We start from the raw sequence: 18,386 nt of genomic DNA, 5'->3' as shown, positions 1-18,386 counted from the left end.
CTTCGTCCGGGGTTCTTCCTCTGCAGAAAAAGCCGCGAATCCGTGGATGAGACCCCTTGAGGCGGGAGGCGACCTGCGCCGCGGAGGGTTCCATCCGCGCCCGGGACGACCCACGGGCCGTCGTTCGTCGGAGGCGCGCCCGGTACCGGCGCGCATGGATCCTCCCCGTAGTGTCCTACGCACCTCGATTCGGGCTTCTTCCTCGCACGAACGAGAAGATCCGTTTGGTGAGAATACCCTTCGTGCGGCCTCGTCCATGCGTCATCGGATGCACGAAGCCGAGGAGGCTCGCACATGAGGCAATTGGCGCCATTTTCCCTCATCGCGCTGTTGGTCGGTTGCGGTGGCGGGTCCAGTTATGTCCACAGCGACACAACCCTGGGACGGGTCGTCGTTTATCGAAATGGGGTCGCTTATTTCGAGCGCTACGCGAAGGTCGACGACGAGGCCCTCCGGCTCTCCGTTCCGGCCGACAAAGTGGACGACTTTCTCAAGTCGCTCACCGTCGTGGACGCGAAGACCGGGCAACCGGCCCCCGTCGCATACCCGACGGGCGGCTCCACCGACGACTCGGGCTTCGTCGACATGAAGATTGGGCTTCCCGGTTCGCGTCCACACCAGGTGCGCCTGTCGTACGTCACCGACGCCCCTGCGTGGAAACCGAGTTATCGCGTTCTCCTCGGGCAAAAAGGGCAGGTGGAGCTTCAGGCCTGGGCCATCGTGGACAATACGTCGGGGGAAGATTGGCACAATGTGCAGCTCGGCGTGGGCTCGAGCTCGGCCATGTCCTTTCGCTTCGACTTGCGCTCCCTCCGGATGGTCCAGCGCGAGACGCTGCAGTCCGATGCCCTCTTCGCGGCGGCGCCTCCGTCGGGGGCCTCGGTCTATGGCGGCACACCGGCGCCCGACGGTCAGAAGAATGTCGCCGTTCTGACCGACGATGCCATCGCGACGACCGCACCCGCGAACTCCAATGCGGCCGCTTCGCCGGATGAAGTCGTCGTCGCGGCCCGTGCGCCAACCGTCGACGTCGGCTCGACGAGTAGCGGGTCGAACAGCAACGCCGACTATACGAGCCGCATTCCGCTGACCAACCCCGGAGCGCGTGGCGGTGCGCAGCGGTCGTTCGAGTCGGTGGGCGGAGGAGGGAAGAAAAGGCCCCCGACGTCGTCGGGCATGCCGGGAAGCCCCAACGGATCGGGTGAGGCCCCAAAGCGACCGTCGCGCGAATCGGAGGAAAAGACGGCGAGCGCCCCGCCGCCGCCGCCACCCGCCCCGCCGCCGAATCCGTTCGACGCGCTCCTGCGGCGAATCCGGCAGCCCGGGAACACGAATGCCTTCGTCATCGAGGGCTTCGCCGATCCGAAAGACGGCGATCGAAACCGCGCCGCGTTGGATCGTGCCAACCGCGTGCGCGAGCAGCTGATACGCCAAGGCGCGGACCCCAATCGCATTACGGCCGTCGGGAAAGGCGAGGTCGAAGGGACCAAGGGCGGTGTTCGCGTGCTCGAGGCGCCAAAGGTCAGCGCCCCAGGAGACGCCGCCACCGCCGCGGCCGCCGATCCCATTGGCACCTCGCATTTCGAGTCCGGGGTGACCATGAGCATCCCGCGCGGCAGCAGTGCCATGGTGTCCATTCTGAACAAGAAGGCCGAAGGCGAGGTCGTCTACCTCTATGATCCCGAGAGCGCGCGCGGCAATGGCTCCTTCGCCTTCAAATCGGTGCGCATCAAGAATCCGACCGACTCCGCACTCGAGAGCGGGCCGGTCAGCGTCTTCGGCGAAGGGCGCTTCATCGGCGAAGGCATCGCCGAGCCGATCCCGGCCAAGTCCACCGCGTTCGTGCCCTTCGCGCTCGATCGGCAGATTGTCGTCGAAGCCAAGAACGAAGACCGCGATCAGATCGCGCGCGTCTTGACCGTGCAACGAGGTGTCTTCTCGGCCGAGGTGCAGCACACGAAACGCTCCACGTGGACGCTCCACAACCGCCTGCGCGAGCGCGTCACGGTTTACGTTCGCCACACGTCGCCCGAAGGCTACAAGCTCTCCCCGAGCTCGGCGCCCTCCGTGGAACGCATTGGAGGCGCCAACCTCTTTCGCGTCATCCTCGAGGGTGGCGCCAAGAAGGATATCGTCGTCGAGGAACAAGCGCCGCAATTCCGAACGGTCGATCTCCGCTCACCGGATGGCATGTCCCTCGTCCGATCGTTCCTTTCGACGTCGGCCTTGGAAAGCCCTCTGAGGTCGGAGGTCACGACCTTGCTCAACCTTCAACAGGAGATCGGCAACATCGAGCAGCGCATCACCACGGTGCGCGATCAAATGCAGGAATACCGCAGTCGAATGGACGAGCTCCACGCCCAAATCGTCACGCTCCGCGCGGTAAAGACGGCGGGACCGCTCATGCAGAACCTCCAGAACAAGCTGCAAGACGTGAGCGACCATATGTCGAAGAGCACCATCGAGGTGGTTGCCCTGCAGGAGAAGCTGATGGTCTCGCGCATACGCTTCCAAGACGGGGTCGCCGATTTGAGCCTCGGGAAAAAGTCCGAGGGGATCAAATCGAGCGAAAACGCCAAAACGAAATAAAGGTCTCCACTACGGGCCGGGGACGTCGACGGGGGTTGCGCTGCGCAGCCCCGCGTCGAGACTGCCCAGTTGCCCGATATGGTTCTCGCCCCAGCAGGAGACGCGACCCGAAGCGCGAAGGGCGCACGATGTTTCGGCCCCCGTGCTGACGGCAATGGCATCTCGAATGGTGGGCACCTCCAGGGGCGTCGGCGTGCGCATGGGCGTGGTGGCGCCAAGTTGACCTTGCGAGTTGTCGCCCCAGCACACCACTTTGTAATCGTCGCGGATCGCGCACGCGTGGTAGGCGCCCGCCGCGATGCCTTTCGCCTTGGGAAGTCCTGGCACCGGCGTGGGGGCGGTGAAACATTCGCCGCCCCCGTTGTTGCAGCCCCAGCACCGAACGATTCCCGCGTCATCCATGGCACAGGTCATATTCACCGCCGCCGCCACCATGACGGTGTTGGTGACATTGGCCACTTTGACGGGTGTGGCCAACATTGGCCCGCTCGATGCCGGAGCGCCGAGCTGGCCGCCGATGTTGCCTCCCCAACACGAGACACTTCGATCGGCTTTGACGACGCACGCGTGCGTCGACCCCACCGACAATCCGATACTCCCTTCGCTTCCTGGCACGTGCACCGGCGTGGGCGAAGACGCACGAGCCTCCGCCGCAGGACCGAGTTGCTTGTAGCTGTTGGAGCCCCAACAGGAAACGGAACCGGATCGCCGCAATGCGCACGCGTAGCGGTAGCCCGCCTGCACGTACATCGCATCGTCGAGGCCATCGACCTCCACCAATGTATTGGATTGGCCGGGTGCACCCGCACGACCTAGTTCACCCGAATCGTTGGCACCGATGCACTGCACTTTTCCGTTGCTCAGACTGACGCAGGTAAAGTCGATTCCTGAGCCGACACTGACCGCGGTCGAGATACCGGGCATCGTGGCGGGGCCGGTTCCGGCGTCGAGGACACCAAATTGACCGCTGCCGCCCCAGCCCCAACAGACGACGGTCCCCGCGGGCCTTACGCGGCATATGGTGTGGTAATTCCCGGCCAAGGTGCCACGCGGCATCCAGGCCGCCGCATCGGGAAACTCCACGGGCGGTTCGTCCACGGCGGCGTCGGGGGCTGCCTGATCGGCATACCCTGCATCGGGATTGGGCCGTTCGGCATCGGGACCGGGCATGGCATCGCGGCCCGGCGTTTTGTCGTCGATCGGAGATGGGGGCTCGTCGCTCGCGCCACCGCAGGCGGACGTAGCAAGGTTTGCGAAGCAGAGCGCGATGAGCACAAAGACGCCGACACGCGGCAGACCAGCCATGATGGGTTGGATGCTGCGAGCGGGTAAGCCCGCCTCCCACCAACGCCTCACCTCGAGAAAATAAGGACGCGCGATAGCCTTGGCCGTCGCGCGCTCTGGCTTTAGCGGACCGGCGGGAATGGTGTCTGGCCCGCCTCGATCAGCTTTCCGTTCAGCAGCTCCTGCAGCTTGCGCCAAAGCACCTTCACCGGCTCGGTGGCCTGGTGCGGCTGGAACAGCAAGTTGTTCATCTGCGGGGTGTCCTTCTCCAGATCGTACAGCTCGTACTGGTATTGGCCTGGTAGATTCGGGGAGAAATAGACCGCATATGTAAATTGCCCGTAACGGATCGCCCGAATATGGGAGAGGTACTGCAGATCGCTGATGTTCCCCGACTCGTCGTCGTAGCAAAACAGCACCGAGTCCTGCACCCCGACGCTGTTATGGAAAATGACCGGTGTCAGGCTCTTCCCCTTCATCAGCGGGTACACGCCCGAGCCGCCCGCCAAGTCCAGCAACGTCGGCAAAAAGTCGACGTGGGCGTAGAGCGCCTCGGTATTCTGCGGCCCCTCGAACAGCCTCGGATTCGAGATCACCAGGGGAATGTGAATAGTCTCCTCGTAGACGTTGTAACACTTTTCGCGCATGCCGTGCGATAGCCCCATTTCGCCGTGGTCCGAGGTGCGGATGATCAGCGCGTCCTTGGTGAAGCGACAGGCCTCCACCACGTCCAGGAACTCGTTGACGCGGTCATTCGCGTACTTGGTCATGTAGGCGTAGAAGTTGATGTAGTTGTGAATGTTGTTGATCGGATCCAGCTGGATCCCATGAGGATCCCCCGGTAGTCCGTGCGCACCTCCGGTCAGCGTCTCCTGGCCGATGATCGCTTGGCACGCGTTCAGGACGTCGCGGATATGCGTCTGGATCGTAGGTTTGGTGAGCAGGGTATCCACGGCGTTGTCCGGCAGCTTGATGCCCAGCTCGATGTCGTTTTTGGTGTAGCCGAAGCTCTGCCAGCCCCAGGGAAAGAAATTGATGTCGTGCGGATTCACGAACGACATGAACATCAGGAACGGCCGAAGGGCGGCGGGGTCCTTTCTCTGCCGGCCCGCGGCACGCGCTTCCAGGAACTCGAGGGCGCCCTCGCCGAAGCCGTGGGCTTCTACCCCCTCGCCGTCTTTGCGCAGGTAACGCCTGTCGTTGGCGGCATTGACGTGTCCCGGCTTGCCGGAACCCGCCGTGGCCCAAGAATCGTACGTGGACAAGCCGGTCACGGTGCCAGCATCCGGCGGGTTCCAACCGGAGAAGCCGTATTGCTCCTGCAGGTTGGCAACATCCAATTGCGTCCATTGCATGATGTCGGCCGGCTGCGACAGATGCCATTTGCCTTTCCAAACCGTGTCGTAGCCCTGCGCTTGCATCAACGCGGCGATCTTCGGGATTCGCGGATTGGCATACGACAGCGTGCTAGGCGTCATCGTCAGCCCGGTGAGGTTGCTGTAGTTGCTGGTCAGCATCACACCGCGCGAGGGCGTGCACATGCAAGCCGAGGTGTAGGCCCGATCGAAGGTCAGGCCGTGTTTCTGAAGCCGCTTCCAACTCGTGAGCGAGTCCACCAATTCAGCTGGCCAATGGGTCGGGTAACGTTCCTGATCCGTAAGAATAACGATGATGTCGGGTTTCTCCGGCAATCCCTTCTGTTGGTACAGATCCTTCAGTTCAGCCAATGCCGCGGCGGATGGCTTTCCCATATTGCACCTCCCGGCGGGGTGGTCGCGCCGTGCGAATCCGCAAATCAGTGAAGCGGTCCCCGACGTCCCCCCGCGACCGAAATAGGAATTGCTCTCCGCGCCCTCATTCGTCAAGCGATTGGAACCAATGAAATCGCATCCACCGATGATTTCGCATTATGCGATCGTCGCGTCAGTTTTCGACGCGAACCTCCGCGTCAGTTTTCGACGCCGAGGGTCGACGCGTCGTTCATCCTTCCTTGCCGCGCGCGTACGACGATCGCGTGACGGATGGGTCCCCGCGGCGGAAGGTGTTGAACTTTGCCGTCTTGCCAGAAGGCTGCGCCCGTCGAGGGACCACCATCGAGGTTGAGCGCTTCTTCGCAGCCGAATTCCGCCAGATGTTGCGCGAGTGCAAAAAGCGAGGGGCCAAGCATGTGGTCCGTCTGGTCGCTGCGCACGATGAAAAAGTCGAGGACCGTGCCGTGTTCGCGCAAGCAGATGGCGGTCCGCTCGGCGCGCTTTCCGTCGTCACTTCGAATATTGACTTTGCCATCTACGACGAGCCGGGGGCGACACTGAACGGCGAAATCGACCTTGGACGGTGCGACGAACGACTCCGTTTCCGAGAGCCACCCGCGCTCGCCCTCGATGCCGAACACGCCACCCGAAAGCCGCGGAGCAAACGGCGCGAGCGAATGCCCCTGCGAGATGGCGAGCCCCAATGCCTTCCCGTTCGAGTCGAAAAAGCCGCCGTTGACGGCCAGCAAGGCATCGGGCCGTTCGAGCATCGGCGCAAGGGATGGGCGCATCCCAGCGTCCTCGATGCTCACGTTCACGTCTGCGAGCGCATACGAAAAATGCCGAACCGGGTAAGCCTCGACCCCCGCGCGCACGACGTTCTGGGCGGGGTGCGACGCGGCGTCGTGTGCCGCCTCCACCGGCGGCTCGCTCGCCCGCGGCACCTCGGCCTCGGCCGGGTGCGTACCTCCACAGGTGCAAGCGGGACAGGCGATCAAGAACGTTGCAAGGGAGAGATTCCGCAACACCGTGCGGCAGCTTACACGGCCTCGCGGGAGGGGAACACGCGGGACTGGATGCAGCTCGCGGTTCCCGCGCCGAGAGCGCCAATCACTCCTGCGATGGCCAGAACGCCCAACGTCGAAGCGGACGGCGCCAGCATGGAGGCAAAGAAGCTGATGAGACCCAGGAAGTACGCGAGCGGGTTGTTGACATGGGGCACCGCGCGGAGGCTCAGCACGACGACCACGTCGCCGAAGATCGCCACCGGCGTGGCGGCATCGCCGAGCCACGGGGTCAGGAATGCGATCAGCAACGCGGTTCCTACTCCGAAGACGACGCCCAACAGAAACGAAACGAGGTTGGCGATTCCTTCGCGGACCGTTTGGCCGCTGGTGCTGTACCCTACCCAGCCAAGGAACATCGCCCAAGCTGGCAATGCGGCGGTGAGGGTGACGAACGTGGTGACGGCGGCCACCACGGCACTGATGACCGTGATCGAATGGAACTGGAACGGCTTGGGGACGTTGGAAACCGCTTGGCTCATTTCACACCTCGATGGAGCATCCGAAGAACGAATCGACGCGCACCGTGCGCGCTTTCGTATCGGATACGATTCCATCGCATGCGAGTTTCACTCGAAGCGACGTTTCCGGCCGGTCCCATCCGTGGTCGACGGAACCGGCCGGACGCGGCCGCTTACAGCAACTCGAAGCGGGCCTGAAAGAAGCGCAGGAACTTGGGTTCGTGCGTAAGGCGCAGGCCGCGCAGCTCCTTTCGGCGGCGATGGACGCTAGCGATCGCTTCCACCGCGAAGTCGAAGTGTGATTGCGTGTAGACCCGACGCGGAATGGCCAGGCGCACCAGCTCCAACGTGGGACGATTCGGCTCACCCGTGGTCACGTTGCGTCCGGCGGAAAGGGTGCCCCGTTCCACCGAGCGAATGCCCGACGCGAGGTAGAGTTCGACGGCCAGCCGCTGCGCCGGGAATTCTTCCAAGGGCACGTGGTCGAGGAAACGCTTCGCATCGAGGTACACGGCGTGCCCGCCCACCGGCAAAATAACGGGCACCCCGCACGCAGCGAGTCGGTGCCCGAAGTACTCCACCTGCTTCACGCGCGCCTGAATGTGCTCTTGCTGCACCGATTCCTCGATGCCCACCGCCATGGCCTCCATGTCGCGCCCGGCCATGCCGCCGTAGGTATGGAGCCCTTCGTACACCAGCACCAAGTTGCTTGCCTGCTCGTAAAGCGACGCCTCATTGAGCGCGAGCCATCCACCAATGTTGACCAGTGCGTCTTTCTTGCCGCTCATGGTGCACGCATCGGTGAGGGAGCACATTTCGAGCAAGATCTCCGCGATGCTCTTGCTCGCGTATCCTTCTTCGCGCTGCTGGACGAAATACGCATTTTCCACCGAGCGGCACGCGTCGAGCACGACGCGGATCCCGTGCTGCTGCGCGAGGGTGCGCACCGCCCTCATGTTGGCCATCGAAATCGGCTGCCCGCCCGCCATGTTCACCGTGGCGCCCAGGCTGATGTACGGAATGCGCTCCGCCCCCACCCGCTCGATCAGGGCGGACAACTTGGCGATATCCACATTGCCTTTGAAGAGGCCGGGCGCCTGGGCATCATGCGCCTCGTCGACGATGATGTCCACGAAGGTCCCCCCCGCGAGCTCCTGATGCAGGCGCGTGCTCGGGAAGTACATATTGCCCGGCACGAAGTCGCCCTGTTTGATGAGCATCTTCGACATGATGTTCTCGGCGCCGCGCCCCTGGTGCGCGGGCACCACGTGGCGGTAGCCGTAATACCGGCGAACCGTGTTCTCCAGCCGATAGAAGTTGCGGCTTCCGGCATAGGCCTCGTCGCCCATCATCAGAGCAGCCCACTGGCGATCGCTCATCGCGCCCGTGCCGCTGTCCGTGAAGAAATCGAGATACACGTCTTCGGATTTGAGCAATACGGGGTTGTACCCCGCCTGCTCGATGGCGCCCTTGCGTTGCTCGACCGTCAGCCTCTTGATGGGCTCCACCGCCTTGATGCGATAAGGCTCCGCCTCGTACGAAATGGGAGCAAGTGTGTCATTCCGTGTCGTATCGTTCATGGTCTCACGTTCCTTTCTTCGGCGGCGCCACCCAATGAAAACCGTCGCGCGAAGGCACCAGCCCCCCGTCGCGCAGCGGCGGGTCTTCGGTTCGCGCCTCGCCCTGCGTCGCCTGGGCGAGGACCTCTGCCCTGCCCCGCCGCAGGTTCCGAGTAAATGATTTGGCATCGAAGGACGTATTGGAATACCGCGCGAAAAACTCCTCGGCCGTCTCCTGACGTGTTCGCGAGGTGACGTACTCTTTGAGGAACTCGCGTTTGGCCCCGCTCATTTCGAGAAAGTCCTCCGCCGCGGTCGCACCGCCGGCCACGAGCCGCACGAACGCCTCCTGGTCGGCTTCGTTCGTGCCGAGCACTTTGCGCGCGCTCCAGAAGTACGATTTCTCGTCCTGCAGCATGTCGTAAAAGCCGACGAGAAAGTCGTAGAACGCCGCGTACTCGTTTCGATACCGCGTCTCGAACTCGGTCATGCAGGTGTGCGCATCGAGTGTGCCGCGGAGAACGGTGTTCACCGTTCGTGCGCCGAGGAGCGCCGCGTAGGTGGTCAAGTGCACGCCGGACGAGAACACCGGATCGATGAAGCAGGCCGCATCCCCCACGAGCAAAAGCCCCGGCGCCCAAAATTGCGTATTGCAATACGAGTAGTCCTTGCGCACGCGGAAGATGCCATACGGGCCTTCGGTCACGCGACGAGCGCCGTCCAAGTACTCTTTGATGAGCGGGCACGCGTCCACGAAGGATTGAAACGCACGTTCGTAGCCCTGCTTGAAGGTCTCGGCGTGCTGCTCTTTGGAGACCACGGCACCGACACTGGTCAAGGTCGGCGAAAGCGGAATGTACCAGAACCACCCTTCGTCGAAGGCCGCACAAAGGATGTTTCCCTCGTCGGGCGAGGGCATACGCTTCCCATGTTCGAAGTAGCCATAGAGGGCGATATTTTGGAAGAACTTCGCAAAAACGCGCTCGCCCGCGTATTGATGCAACTTGCTCTGGTGCCCGCCCGCGTCGATGACGAAGGGCGCGCGGGCACGCCGCTCTTTGCCGGCTGCGTCGACGAAGCGCACGCCCACCGTGCGACCGGCTTCACGGAGCGTATCGATGACCGTGTGGCCTTCGCGAACGTCGACACCTTTGCGGCCTGCATTGCGCAAAAGAATCTCGTCGAAGCGCGAACGCTCGACTTGAAATGCGTAGTCGAGACCTTGGCCGGAGAGCATCCAGGTATTCGCGAAGGAAAACGTCCATGGCTCCTGGCTTTTTCCCCAGCGGAATGTCCCGCCGTGCTTGCGCATGAAGTTCGCGCGCTCGATCTCGCCATCGACGCCGAGCATGCGGCAAATACCGTGAATGGTCACCGGCAAAAGGGACTCGCCGATTTGATGGCGCGGAAACCATTCGCGCTCCAGAAGCAGGACTCGGTGTCCTGCCATGGCCACGAACGACGCGGCCGTCGACCCACCGGGGCCGCCTCCGATCACGATAAGATCGTACTCCTCTTCCGACATTCCTATTTACCTCTCTCGATGATGCGTTGTCAGATCGCGCGGTATCCCGCGCCGGGTTCGCCCGGGTCGATGCCCGCACGAAGCTTGGGCGTGGGCCCGCGGCGATCGATCTCGATGGCGTAGACACGGCCCACTTGACCGAAAGGCTTGATGCTCCGCTGCGCTCTCCAGCCGCGCGACGCGAGCTCGAGGATCGTCTGGGACGGGAAACGCGACTCGAGCTCGAGACGGCGCTCACCAAAGGGAAAAAAGCGCGGCTGGACCACGGCCTCGGCGATGCCGACGTCGAACTCGAGAACGGCCAGCAACACTTGCGCGAGCGCGGCGGTGATGCGCGCGGCACCGGGCGAGCCCATGACGAGACGGAGCCCGTCATCGTCCCAGACCAGAGTCTCGGCGATCGCGGTGGTGCGGGCGCGGCCGGGGGCGATGGATCCAGGGCGCCCGGGGCGCGGATCGAACCCGCTCATGCAATTGTTGTGGACGAAGCCCAAGCTGGGTGTGACGACGCCGGAGCCGAATCCGAGCGAATGCGAAAAGGAAATGGCATTTTCGTCGCGGTCGACGATCGTCAATTGCGTGGTGCACGGCGAGTCGGCGCCGAGTCGCTCGCGCCCCACCGCATGCAGCACGTGGGCAACGCGGTCGATGCACGCGGCGGAGTGCTGCCCGAGTGCGGGCACGTCGTCGCCCTCGAGAAGGGAAAGCGCCTGCAGCAAGGCGGCGCCTCCGCCGGGAGGTGGCGTGGTGACGATGCGGGCACCGCGGAAGGTGCCCGTGAGCGGCGCCTGCACGGTAGGCCGGTAGCGCGCGAGGTCCGCGCGCGTGACATTGGCACCATGCTCTTCCCAATCGCGCACGATGCGATCGGCGAGGGCGCCGACGTAGAGGCACGCGGGATCGTCGGCGATGCTGCGGTAGGTTCGTGCGAGATCCGGCTGGCGCAAGACGTCGCCCGCGCGCAGCGTACGACCGGCGACGTCGAGAAAAAGGCGGCGGCCCTCCGAACCGAATGCGAGGCGCTCCTGTGTGGACGCGCGGCCATACGCACCCGGGCGCGCCCAATAGTCCGCGAGGTGCGGGCCGACGACGAAGCCGTGTTCCGCGTAGGGAACCGCACGCAACGCCAGCTCGCGCCAGGGCATCGAGCCAAAGCGCGAATGGATTTCGTGCAGCCCCGCGAGCATGCCGGGCACGGTGATGGAGCCGTAGCCGAGATCGTTCGCGCGATGGCGGAGCACGTAGCCGAATCCGTCTTCGGCCACCGACTCGAAGGCGCCGACCCACATGTTCTCATGGCAGCGTTCCCCCGCATGGCCGTGAAAGTCGATGGCCACGGGATCGCCGCGCGAGGGAAAGCTCACCGTGGCGCAGCCGAAACCGCCGATGCCGCAGCGATGCGGATCGACGACGCCCTGAACGAGCGCACCGGTGACCAGCGCATCGGCGGCATTGCCGCCTTCCTCGAGCACGCGGGCCGCCTCCCACGCCGCCTCGGCCTGCGGTGCCGCCGCGAGTCCTTCCGGGAGCCTCATGGCACGAGCTCGTTCGCCACACCGACGAAGACCAGCGCATCGCCGCAATCGGGATCGATGAGATCCATGAGGCGCGCCGTTTGGGCGTCGTGCGGCTCGTTCGGTGGGCTTACGCGCGTGGGGTACACTGCGCGGTGCACCCGCTCGGGACCACCGAACCGATTCACGACCACGTCGTGAACGATGTCCGGTACGTCGGCATCGAGTGGAGAATACAGATGAAAATCGTTGGCATGGCAGAGGCGGCGAAACGCGGCCATGGGAAGAGGACTCTGCGTCCGCAGCACGAGAATTTGTTCGTCGCCCGCCAGCCGCATCGGCCCGAGCATGCGATAAAGCGAATAGCGCCGACGGATTTCGCGGAGGAGAAATGCGCTACAAAAATAATTAACCTTCACGGCGCCACACGATAAAGTGTCTGCGACGTAGGTCTCGTTGAGCGCGTAGCCTACGAGGTCGTCGCAGCCGCCCAACTCTCGATGAATATAGTGCGCGCGATTGGCCCGACCGAGCCGTGCCACCGTTTCCCCGAGCGGGAGGCGGCTTTCCATCGCGCGCTCCGTCATGTCATGAACGCGCTGGACGAACGAATCGCCGAGAGACTGCGCGCCCACGACACGACGAATCGTGAGGGTATCGAAATGCACGAGAGATGCCTCGAAAATGGAGTTTCAAATGAAAATGGACCGGCCTGTTCGCTCGAATGAACGCAGGTGATTCGTTCATACGTGCGTTCTATGGCCGTTCATTTGAAACTCGTCACTTTTATGCATTCATCGAATTAATTCGACGCGAGACCCGATAAGTAAATGGCGCCTGCCTGGCGCCATTTACCAGAGCATCTTCTCGTCGGAGCCGCCGAAGATGGCGGGGAACTGCTTGAAGTGCGGTAGATCGTCCTGGATGGGACGCACCGCGTGCTGGCACTGCATGTGAAACGCGGGCCGGAATACCCCTTCCGGCAAAAGCGACGCGGTAATGCTACGAACGCCAAACCCCGGCGGCTCGGCAAAGAGTCGAGTTCCGCACGAGCGACACGTCGCACGCTCCGTGGTTCTGAGCTTCCAGAGGATCGGATCGCCGGCAACGATGCTCGTTTGCGACGTCAGGTACATCGCGGCCGGAAGGTAAGCACCGCCGTGCACCCGTTGGCAGTCATCGCAATGGCAATACAGACATTGCATGGGCTCACCAACGAGTTTCATCTTTACGGCCCCACAAAGGCACTGAATCGTATATTCCATGTTTCCCCTCGGGTTCGTGATGGCTTCAATATTCGCCACGTCGCGACGACGGAACATCATAGATCGCCCGCAGCATTCGCACGATGTGCTGCGCGGGTTTGCTCAAGCCGCTCGCGCGGTGGAGCAAGCCGATTTCGCGGTGGAACGTGTGGTGCCCCAGGTCCACCACGCGGACCGCGGCGGGCCATTTGCGGTGACCGGCCGTCTCGGGAACGAGCGCGATCCCCACGCCGTTGGCCACGAGCCGGACGATCGCTTCCAGCTCGTCGAGCTCGCAGACCTCGTGCACGGCCAGGTGCGTACGGCGCAGGAAGCGGTCCACCTGTCGGCCGCCGAACGAGACGCGGTCGTAGCGCACGAATGGCTCACGGGACAGGAGCTCGCCCCAATCATCGCCCGCGGTATGGCGCGGCACGAGCAGGCGAAATGGCTCGCGCGCCAAGGTGGTCCAACGAAGGTCGCCCTGCGGTGGCAACGGCGGGCGGATGATGGCGGCCATGTCGATGTCGCCGGCATCGACCTGATCGGCCAGCCCCATGGAGACGCCGGGCAGGACGCGCGTGCGGCAGTCTGGATGCTCCCGATGAAAGCGCGCCAGCACATCGGGCAACCGCGAACGCTGCACGGAGGCGATCGCCCCGATGGTGACGAGCGTCGTGGTGGCGTGCCCCACCTGACGCGCACCCAAGTCGTCGTAGAGGCGAACGAGCTCCTGCGCACGCCCAAGGGTCTGTTGCCCCATCTCGTTCAGGCGTGCCGAGCGCCCGGTCCGCATGAACAAGGCGAAGCCAAGCTCCGCCTCCAACCGCTGCATCTGGGCGCTGACCGCTGCCTGCGTCAGGCCGACCTTTTTACCGGCGGCGGCAAAGGTGCCCTCGCGCGCGACGGCGAGGAAGGTCTTGAGCTCGCGGATCATTCATAGATTCTCGTGATGCTCATCTCAAAGTAATATTGATTTTCTTTTCTGTCGAGCGACACCACCATCGGAGGTACGCCATGCATGCTCCCACGACGAATCCCGCTCTGCTGTCGCCATTTCATCTCGCGTTCCCGGTGCACGACCTGGCGCAGGCCCGCGCATTCTACGGCGAGCTCCTCGGCTGCCCCGAAGGCCGCAGCAGCGAGGAGTGGGTGGACTTCAATTTCTATGGCCACCAAATCGTGGCCCACCTAGCCCCCGAGGAGACCGGCCTCGTGCAACGCAACGCCGTCGATGGCGAGGCCGTGCCCGTGCGCCACTTCGGCATCGTGCTGCCCATGGCCGAGTGGGAAGCGCTCGCGGGCCGCCTGAAGGCCAATGGGGTTCGCTTTCTCATCGAACCCCATACCCGCTTCCAAGGTCAACGGGGGGAACAGGCCACCATGTTCTTTCTCGATCCCTCGGGCAACGCACTCGAGATCAAAGCTTTTGCCGATATTCACTTACTTTTCGCAAAGTGAATAGGAGTCCCGGTTCATAGGGACGAGGTTGGGGCCGTGGGGGCGGCCGCCGGGGCTTGTGGCTTCGCCGAAGCCGCCTTGGGGCGCTTGAAGCACACAAGACCGGTGTGGGTCATCCCAACCAACTCCCATCCTTGCTCTCCCGCTTCGTTGAGAAAATCGCTGTACGTGGATTCGCCCCAGCCCCCCATGCAGAGATGCTCCCACCGCGGAAGGTTGGCCCCCGCGGGCATTTTCGGAACCGTTCCTTCGCTGCTCGCGCCGATGGTTTGCGTTCCGCATGCCGGCAGTGAGAGGAGAAACAACAGGCTGACGAGGAATGTGCGCATAGGGCGGCACCTTTATCAGCCTCCAACGGGCCGCGAAACTCGCAGCCGGCCATTTGCATCATGAAGCCCGCCGCACGCCGCTTCGCTCGGACACGCTGCGGCGCGCACCCGCGAGCAATGCGGTCAGCGTTCGCACATCATGCACTTCGAGCCCGTCGACGAGCTCGACGATGCGAGCGGCGAGCTCGAGGCCCGCGTTTTGTTCGGCCAGGTCCGTAAATTTCGATACGACCTCGTTCCACGACAGCGGGCGCGTGAAGTATCCAAGGTAGTCGACCTTCTCGAGCGCGAGCTTGGCACCGTTCGCGAGTCGGATGCGCACGCGGCACGGGAGCTCGTCCGGATAGCGTCGCGTGAGCCGGCGGGCGTCGTCGACGTGGACGCGGTGGAGAAGCTCCTGCACGTCGGCCCGCGCGATGCGCTCGGGCTCGTATTGGGCGGGCCCCACCTGCCCGTCGAGAAGCGCCACCGCCACGATGTAAGGGATGCTGTGGTCCGCCTGCTCTTTGGAGTGCACGTCGTCTTTGTCGCCCGCCTCTTTGCCCCCAGGCGCAACGATGTTGTAGGCCTGCTCGAACACATCGATCTCTACCTGGGCGATGGACGCAGGATTCTCCCCGAGCACGCGATGCTCGCGGCGCAGATCGAGCACGGCCTCGACGATGGACTGCGTGTGCGCCTCCGCGTTGTACCGTTTCACCGAGGATCGCAGAACGCGCTCCAGGTCCTCGTTCTCCCAATCAATGTAGAAGCGACCCGCAAGAGCCTCCTCGAGCCCGAGACGGCCTTCGATGATGCCGAGCGGCCCGGTCACACCGCGCGACGCCAGGTAGGTGCAGCTCAAAGCAGCGGCCCCATGATGTGCCGAAGCAATGCCTTTCCATTGGGAAAGGTGACCCTCGCGAACCGCAATCATCCCCTGCTGAGCCACACCGCTCAAGGCCATGGCATGCGCGGTTTGCGCGCCCGAAAGCCCGAGTGCCTTGGAAACGCCAGCGGCAACGGAATAAGCCTGCTGCACGGTGTGATCGAAGCCCTTCGACTGCACCGGCGCCTCCTCCAGCAAACGCGCTTGAATCTGGTAACTGATGGCCGTGGCCACTAGCAAATCGCGACCGCTGCGTCCGCGATCTTCGGCGGCGGCGAGCACCGCGGCGACGTTGTCGCTGGGGTGGCACGTCTGCTTCCGCGCCGTGTAGAAGTCCATGAAATCGAGGTACCGAATCAATGTTCCATTGTAGAACGCCGCGCGATCGGGCGCCGTCTTTCCACCTCCGATGAGGGTCACCTCGCCGGTGCCACCAAAGGCGTTTACCTGCTCGCGCACCGCACGCACGGGCCTTCCCTGCAACGCACCAATGGCACAACCGATACTATCGAGCAAACGGATCTTCAGGGCCCTGCGGGCCTCTTCGGAGAGCATTTCCCAGTGAGCGCGTTCGACGAACGCTGCGATTCGTTCGATCTCGTGCATGACGCCGCATCGTGCAATTGTAAGGCCGGAGACGAATTACCAAGGCCATGATGAATCCGGGCACCCTCGATGCATCGCGTCCACGTGGCGGAGGTCTCTCCGCCAGAAAGGGCCGATGATGGGCACACTAGGAAAAGAGCAAGCGGAGGGCTTCCCGCTCGACAACCTCACGTACGACCTTCTCACCATCGTGCATGCGAAGTCGAAGGCACTCGAAGCCTATGGTCGCTATTGTGACGATGCGCGGCAAGATTCGGATATTTTGCGAATTCTCGAGCAGATCAAGCGGGACGATGCCAACCACGTCCGGCAATTGTCACAGCATCTTGCGCGATGCCTCGGGGGTCCACAGCAGGGGACGACTGCCGAATCGCGATCGCCAACGACGAGAACCACGCAAGGCTCGTAGTCATCGGATGGAGACGAGGGCGGAGGGGTTTTCCCCTCCGCCTTCGTCTCGTTCTGGGCGGTCAACGACGTTGCGCGGTCGCCCCGTTCGGGGTCGGCGCCTTCATCTGGCTCGCAACCTTTCGCGACTCGTCGGCGGACGTCTGCGCGAGGCCTTGCGGCACGAGCGCATTGAAGCCTTCGGCCTTGGCCTGCGTGAACGCTTTCTCCATCTGCCCGCCCAGCGTATCCAATTTGTCCGCGTCGAGTTTCTTTTCGACCTCGGGGAAGAGCTCATCCTCTTCCTCTTCGACATGGTGCTCGATGAGTTCCTCGAGCGCGGTCAATTTCGCCTGGAACGAAGGGTCCGTCTGCGGAGTACGCAAGAGGCGTTTGAGGGCGATTTCGGCCAGTGAATGCTCTTCGAGACTCTCCTCCACCGTATCGGAGTCCACCTCGCGAATGGCCGGATAGAAAATGTTCTGCTCGATGGCCATGTGCGCCGACAGATCGTTGGCGAGTTCCTCCAATAATGTGGATGCATTCGATTTGCTGTTCTTGAGTTTGTCGAAGATATCTTCGACTTTGCGATGCTGTTGTTCCAAAAGGTCCGTGGCTTTCATGACCTTCCTTCGAAGCAAAGGCCGCACCGACGCGGCGTTGGGGCAATATTGCCCGGTGTGCTCATAACGCATGCCCGGTAGGCTTTTTTCGTCGGGGCCCGATCGCCAAGGGGTCCCATTCCTTGCTGGATCGAACGTCGGCGCGGAGGGCTTCGCGAACCTGGGCCAGCGCCGCGCGCGTGAGGCCGGCCGTGTTGGAGGCCGTGCAATCCGCGGGAATACGCACGTGGTAGCCGAGCATGTGCGCGTCGTTGGCGGTGAAGAGCACGCAAAGGTTCGTGGCGAACCCAGTGAGCACCAAGGTGTCGACGCCCAGGTGCTCCAGCAACAACGGCAGCGGTGTGTAGAAGAAACCAGAATGCCTCGGCTTCAGCACGAAATAATCGCCGCGGCGTGGCCGCAAGCGCGCCACCACCGCATGCCCCGGTTGCGTGCGCTTGGTGCATTCCTGCACCGTCGCCTCGAAGTTCGAGCGCCACTGACCGAAATTGTCATTCACGTACACAACGGGCACACCGAGGCGACGTGCCCTCCGGGCCAACGCTTCGATGCAGAGTGCCGCGGGAATGGCCGCCGCCACGAGCCCTTCCGAGCCCTCGAAGTCGAAGCCATTGATGACGTCGATGAGAAGCAACGCCACACCGCGTTTCGTCCGCATGACCTACGCGGCGTGCGCATCCCGTATGCCAGCTTACGCCACGAGCGCGGTCACGGCATTGGGGGCACTTGCCCAAAGTACACAGCCCCGGCACCGTACGGTATACGTACAGCACCAGGGCAGCGTGCTACTCTTCGAACTTCGACGTTACTTGACGGGAATCGTGATCGGCCCCTTGCACTGATCGCCATTGCAGACGAAGGCCTTGATGGTGCCCTCGCACTTGTCGCCCTTGAACTTGGCGGCGTCGTCGTCGACCGAAACCTTCGCACCCTTGTCCCACTTCCAGGGAGCGGCCTTGTTGGCGTGCCACGGCTTGACTGCCGTGACGGTGACCGCGCCGCCGCTGCAGGACGCCGCAACGAGGGACTCGTCGCCGGCCTGTGATGGAGAGCTGGTCGTCATCGCAACAATGGCAGCAGCGACCGCAAAAACGGACCCAATAGCCTTCTTGGACACTCGC

At 63.3% G+C, this 18,386-nt stretch carries 18 protein-coding genes; 3 read left to right on the top strand and 15 right to left on the bottom strand.

Annotation, left to right across the window (positions count from 1 at the left end; genetic code table 11):
* Positions 1-294: 294 nt before the first annotated feature.
* Positions 295-2,589, top strand: coding sequence for a DUF4139 domain-containing protein (locus tag LVJ94_49645; GenBank protein WXB04945.1), 2,295 nt, complete (start codon positions 295-297; stop codon positions 2,587-2,589).
* 9 nt (positions 2,590-2,598) lie between these two features.
* Here LVJ94_49645 and LVJ94_49640 read toward each other — a convergent pair whose 3' ends face one another.
* The 10 genes from LVJ94_49640 to LVJ94_49595 all read right to left on the bottom strand — a co-directional run bounded on the left by LVJ94_49640 (position 2,599) and on the right by LVJ94_49595 (position 13,928).
* A complete protein-coding gene (locus LVJ94_49640; GenBank protein ID WXB04944.1) occupies positions 2,599-3,894 on the bottom strand; it encodes a hypothetical protein in 1,296 nt (431 codons plus the stop codon).
* A gap of 101 nt (positions 3,895-3,995) precedes the next feature.
* Positions 3,996-5,624, bottom strand: a complete 1,629-nt coding sequence (locus LVJ94_49635; GenBank protein WXB04943.1) for a sulfatase-like hydrolase/transferase — start codon at positions 5,622-5,624, stop codon at positions 3,996-3,998.
* Positions 5,625-5,821: 197 nt separating this feature from the next.
* A complete protein-coding gene (locus LVJ94_49630; GenBank protein ID WXB04942.1) occupies positions 5,822-6,652 on the bottom strand; it encodes a phosphodiester glycosidase family protein in 831 nt (276 codons plus the stop codon).
* A gap of 11 nt (positions 6,653-6,663) precedes the next feature.
* On the bottom strand, positions 6,664-7,170 hold the full coding sequence (locus tag LVJ94_49625) for a DUF1097 domain-containing protein (protein ID WXB04941.1): 507 nt from the start codon (positions 7,168-7,170) through the stop codon (positions 6,664-6,666).
* A gap of 152 nt (positions 7,171-7,322) precedes the next feature.
* Positions 7,323-8,729 carry a tyrosine phenol-lyase gene (locus LVJ94_49620; protein ID WXB04940.1) on the bottom strand — a complete coding sequence of 469 codons (1,407 nt, stop codon included), beginning with the start codon at positions 8,727-8,729 and terminating at the stop codon, positions 7,323-7,325.
* A gap of 4 nt (positions 8,730-8,733) precedes the next feature.
* Positions 8,734-10,233 (bottom strand): tryptophan 7-halogenase, encoded by a 1,500-nt coding sequence (locus LVJ94_49615; GenBank protein ID WXB04939.1) that lies wholly within the window; start codon positions 10,231-10,233, stop codon positions 8,734-8,736.
* 29 nt (positions 10,234-10,262) lie between these two features.
* A complete protein-coding gene (locus LVJ94_49610; protein ID WXB04938.1) occupies positions 10,263-11,768 on the bottom strand; it encodes a gamma-glutamyltransferase in 1,506 nt (501 codons plus the stop codon).
* Positions 11,765-12,415: a hypothetical protein gene (locus LVJ94_49605; GenBank protein WXB04937.1), complete on the bottom strand. Its 651-nt coding sequence runs from the start codon at positions 12,413-12,415 to the stop codon at positions 11,765-11,767. The genes LVJ94_49610 and LVJ94_49605 overlap by 4 nt, the downstream gene beginning before the upstream one ends.
* 183 nt (positions 12,416-12,598) lie before the next feature.
* On the bottom strand, positions 12,599-12,952 hold the full coding sequence (locus LVJ94_49600) for a GFA family protein (protein ID WXB04936.1): 354 nt from the start codon (positions 12,950-12,952) through the stop codon (positions 12,599-12,601).
* An 85-nt stretch (positions 12,953-13,037) separates the two neighbouring features.
* On the bottom strand, positions 13,038-13,928 hold the full coding sequence (locus LVJ94_49595) for a LysR substrate-binding domain-containing protein (protein ID WXB04935.1): 891 nt from the start codon (positions 13,926-13,928) through the stop codon (positions 13,038-13,040).
* A gap of 80 nt (positions 13,929-14,008) precedes the next feature.
* On the opposite strand from LVJ94_49595, the gene LVJ94_49590 reads away from it, so the two are divergent.
* Positions 14,009-14,452, top strand: a complete 444-nt coding sequence (locus LVJ94_49590) for a VOC family protein (protein ID WXB04934.1) — start codon at positions 14,009-14,011, stop codon at positions 14,450-14,452.
* A 14-nt stretch (positions 14,453-14,466) separates the two neighbouring features.
* Here the strand turns inward: LVJ94_49590 and LVJ94_49585 are convergent, their stop codons facing one another.
* Together LVJ94_49585 and LVJ94_49580 are read right to left on the bottom strand one after the other, a co-directional pair.
* The gene (locus tag LVJ94_49585; GenBank protein WXB04933.1) at positions 14,467-14,781 is read right to left on the bottom strand and encodes a DUF4177 domain-containing protein; all 315 of its coding nucleotides are present in this window, start codon (positions 14,779-14,781) and stop codon (positions 14,467-14,469) included.
* Between the two features lie 58 nt (positions 14,782-14,839).
* Positions 14,840-16,255, bottom strand: a complete 1,416-nt coding sequence (locus tag LVJ94_49580) for an MmgE/PrpD family protein (GenBank protein WXB04932.1) — start codon at positions 16,253-16,255, stop codon at positions 14,840-14,842.
* Between the two features lie 115 nt (positions 16,256-16,370).
* On the opposite strand from LVJ94_49580, the gene LVJ94_49575 reads away from it, so the two are divergent.
* Positions 16,371-16,664, top strand: coding sequence for a hypothetical protein (locus LVJ94_49575; GenBank protein ID WXB04931.1), 294 nt, complete (start codon positions 16,371-16,373; stop codon positions 16,662-16,664).
* A 61-nt stretch (positions 16,665-16,725) separates the two neighbouring features.
* Here the strand turns inward: LVJ94_49575 and LVJ94_49570 are convergent, their stop codons facing one another.
* The 3 genes from LVJ94_49570 to LVJ94_49560 all read right to left on the bottom strand — a co-directional run bounded on the left by LVJ94_49570 (position 16,726) and on the right by LVJ94_49560 (position 18,328).
* Positions 16,726-17,265 carry a hemerythrin domain-containing protein gene (locus tag LVJ94_49570; GenBank protein WXB04930.1) on the bottom strand — a complete coding sequence of 180 codons (540 nt, stop codon included), beginning with the start codon at positions 17,263-17,265 and terminating at the stop codon, positions 16,726-16,728.
* A gap of 61 nt (positions 17,266-17,326) precedes the next feature.
* Positions 17,327-17,923 carry a cysteine hydrolase gene (locus LVJ94_49565; protein WXB04929.1) on the bottom strand — a complete coding sequence of 199 codons (597 nt, stop codon included), beginning with the start codon at positions 17,921-17,923 and terminating at the stop codon, positions 17,327-17,329.
* Positions 17,924-18,070: 147 nt separating this feature from the next.
* A complete protein-coding gene (locus tag LVJ94_49560) occupies positions 18,071-18,328 on the bottom strand; it encodes a hypothetical protein (GenBank protein WXB04928.1) in 258 nt (85 codons plus the stop codon).
* Positions 18,329-18,386: the final 58 nt, after the last annotated feature.

The sequence above is a fragment of the Sorangiineae bacterium MSr11367 genome (assembly GCA_037157805.1).
In the GTDB taxonomy this organism is placed as follows: domain Bacteria; phylum Myxococcota_A; class Polyangia; order Polyangiales; family Polyangiaceae; genus Pendulispora; species Pendulispora rubella.
This window is presented reverse-complemented; position numbering and strand designations above follow the sequence as displayed.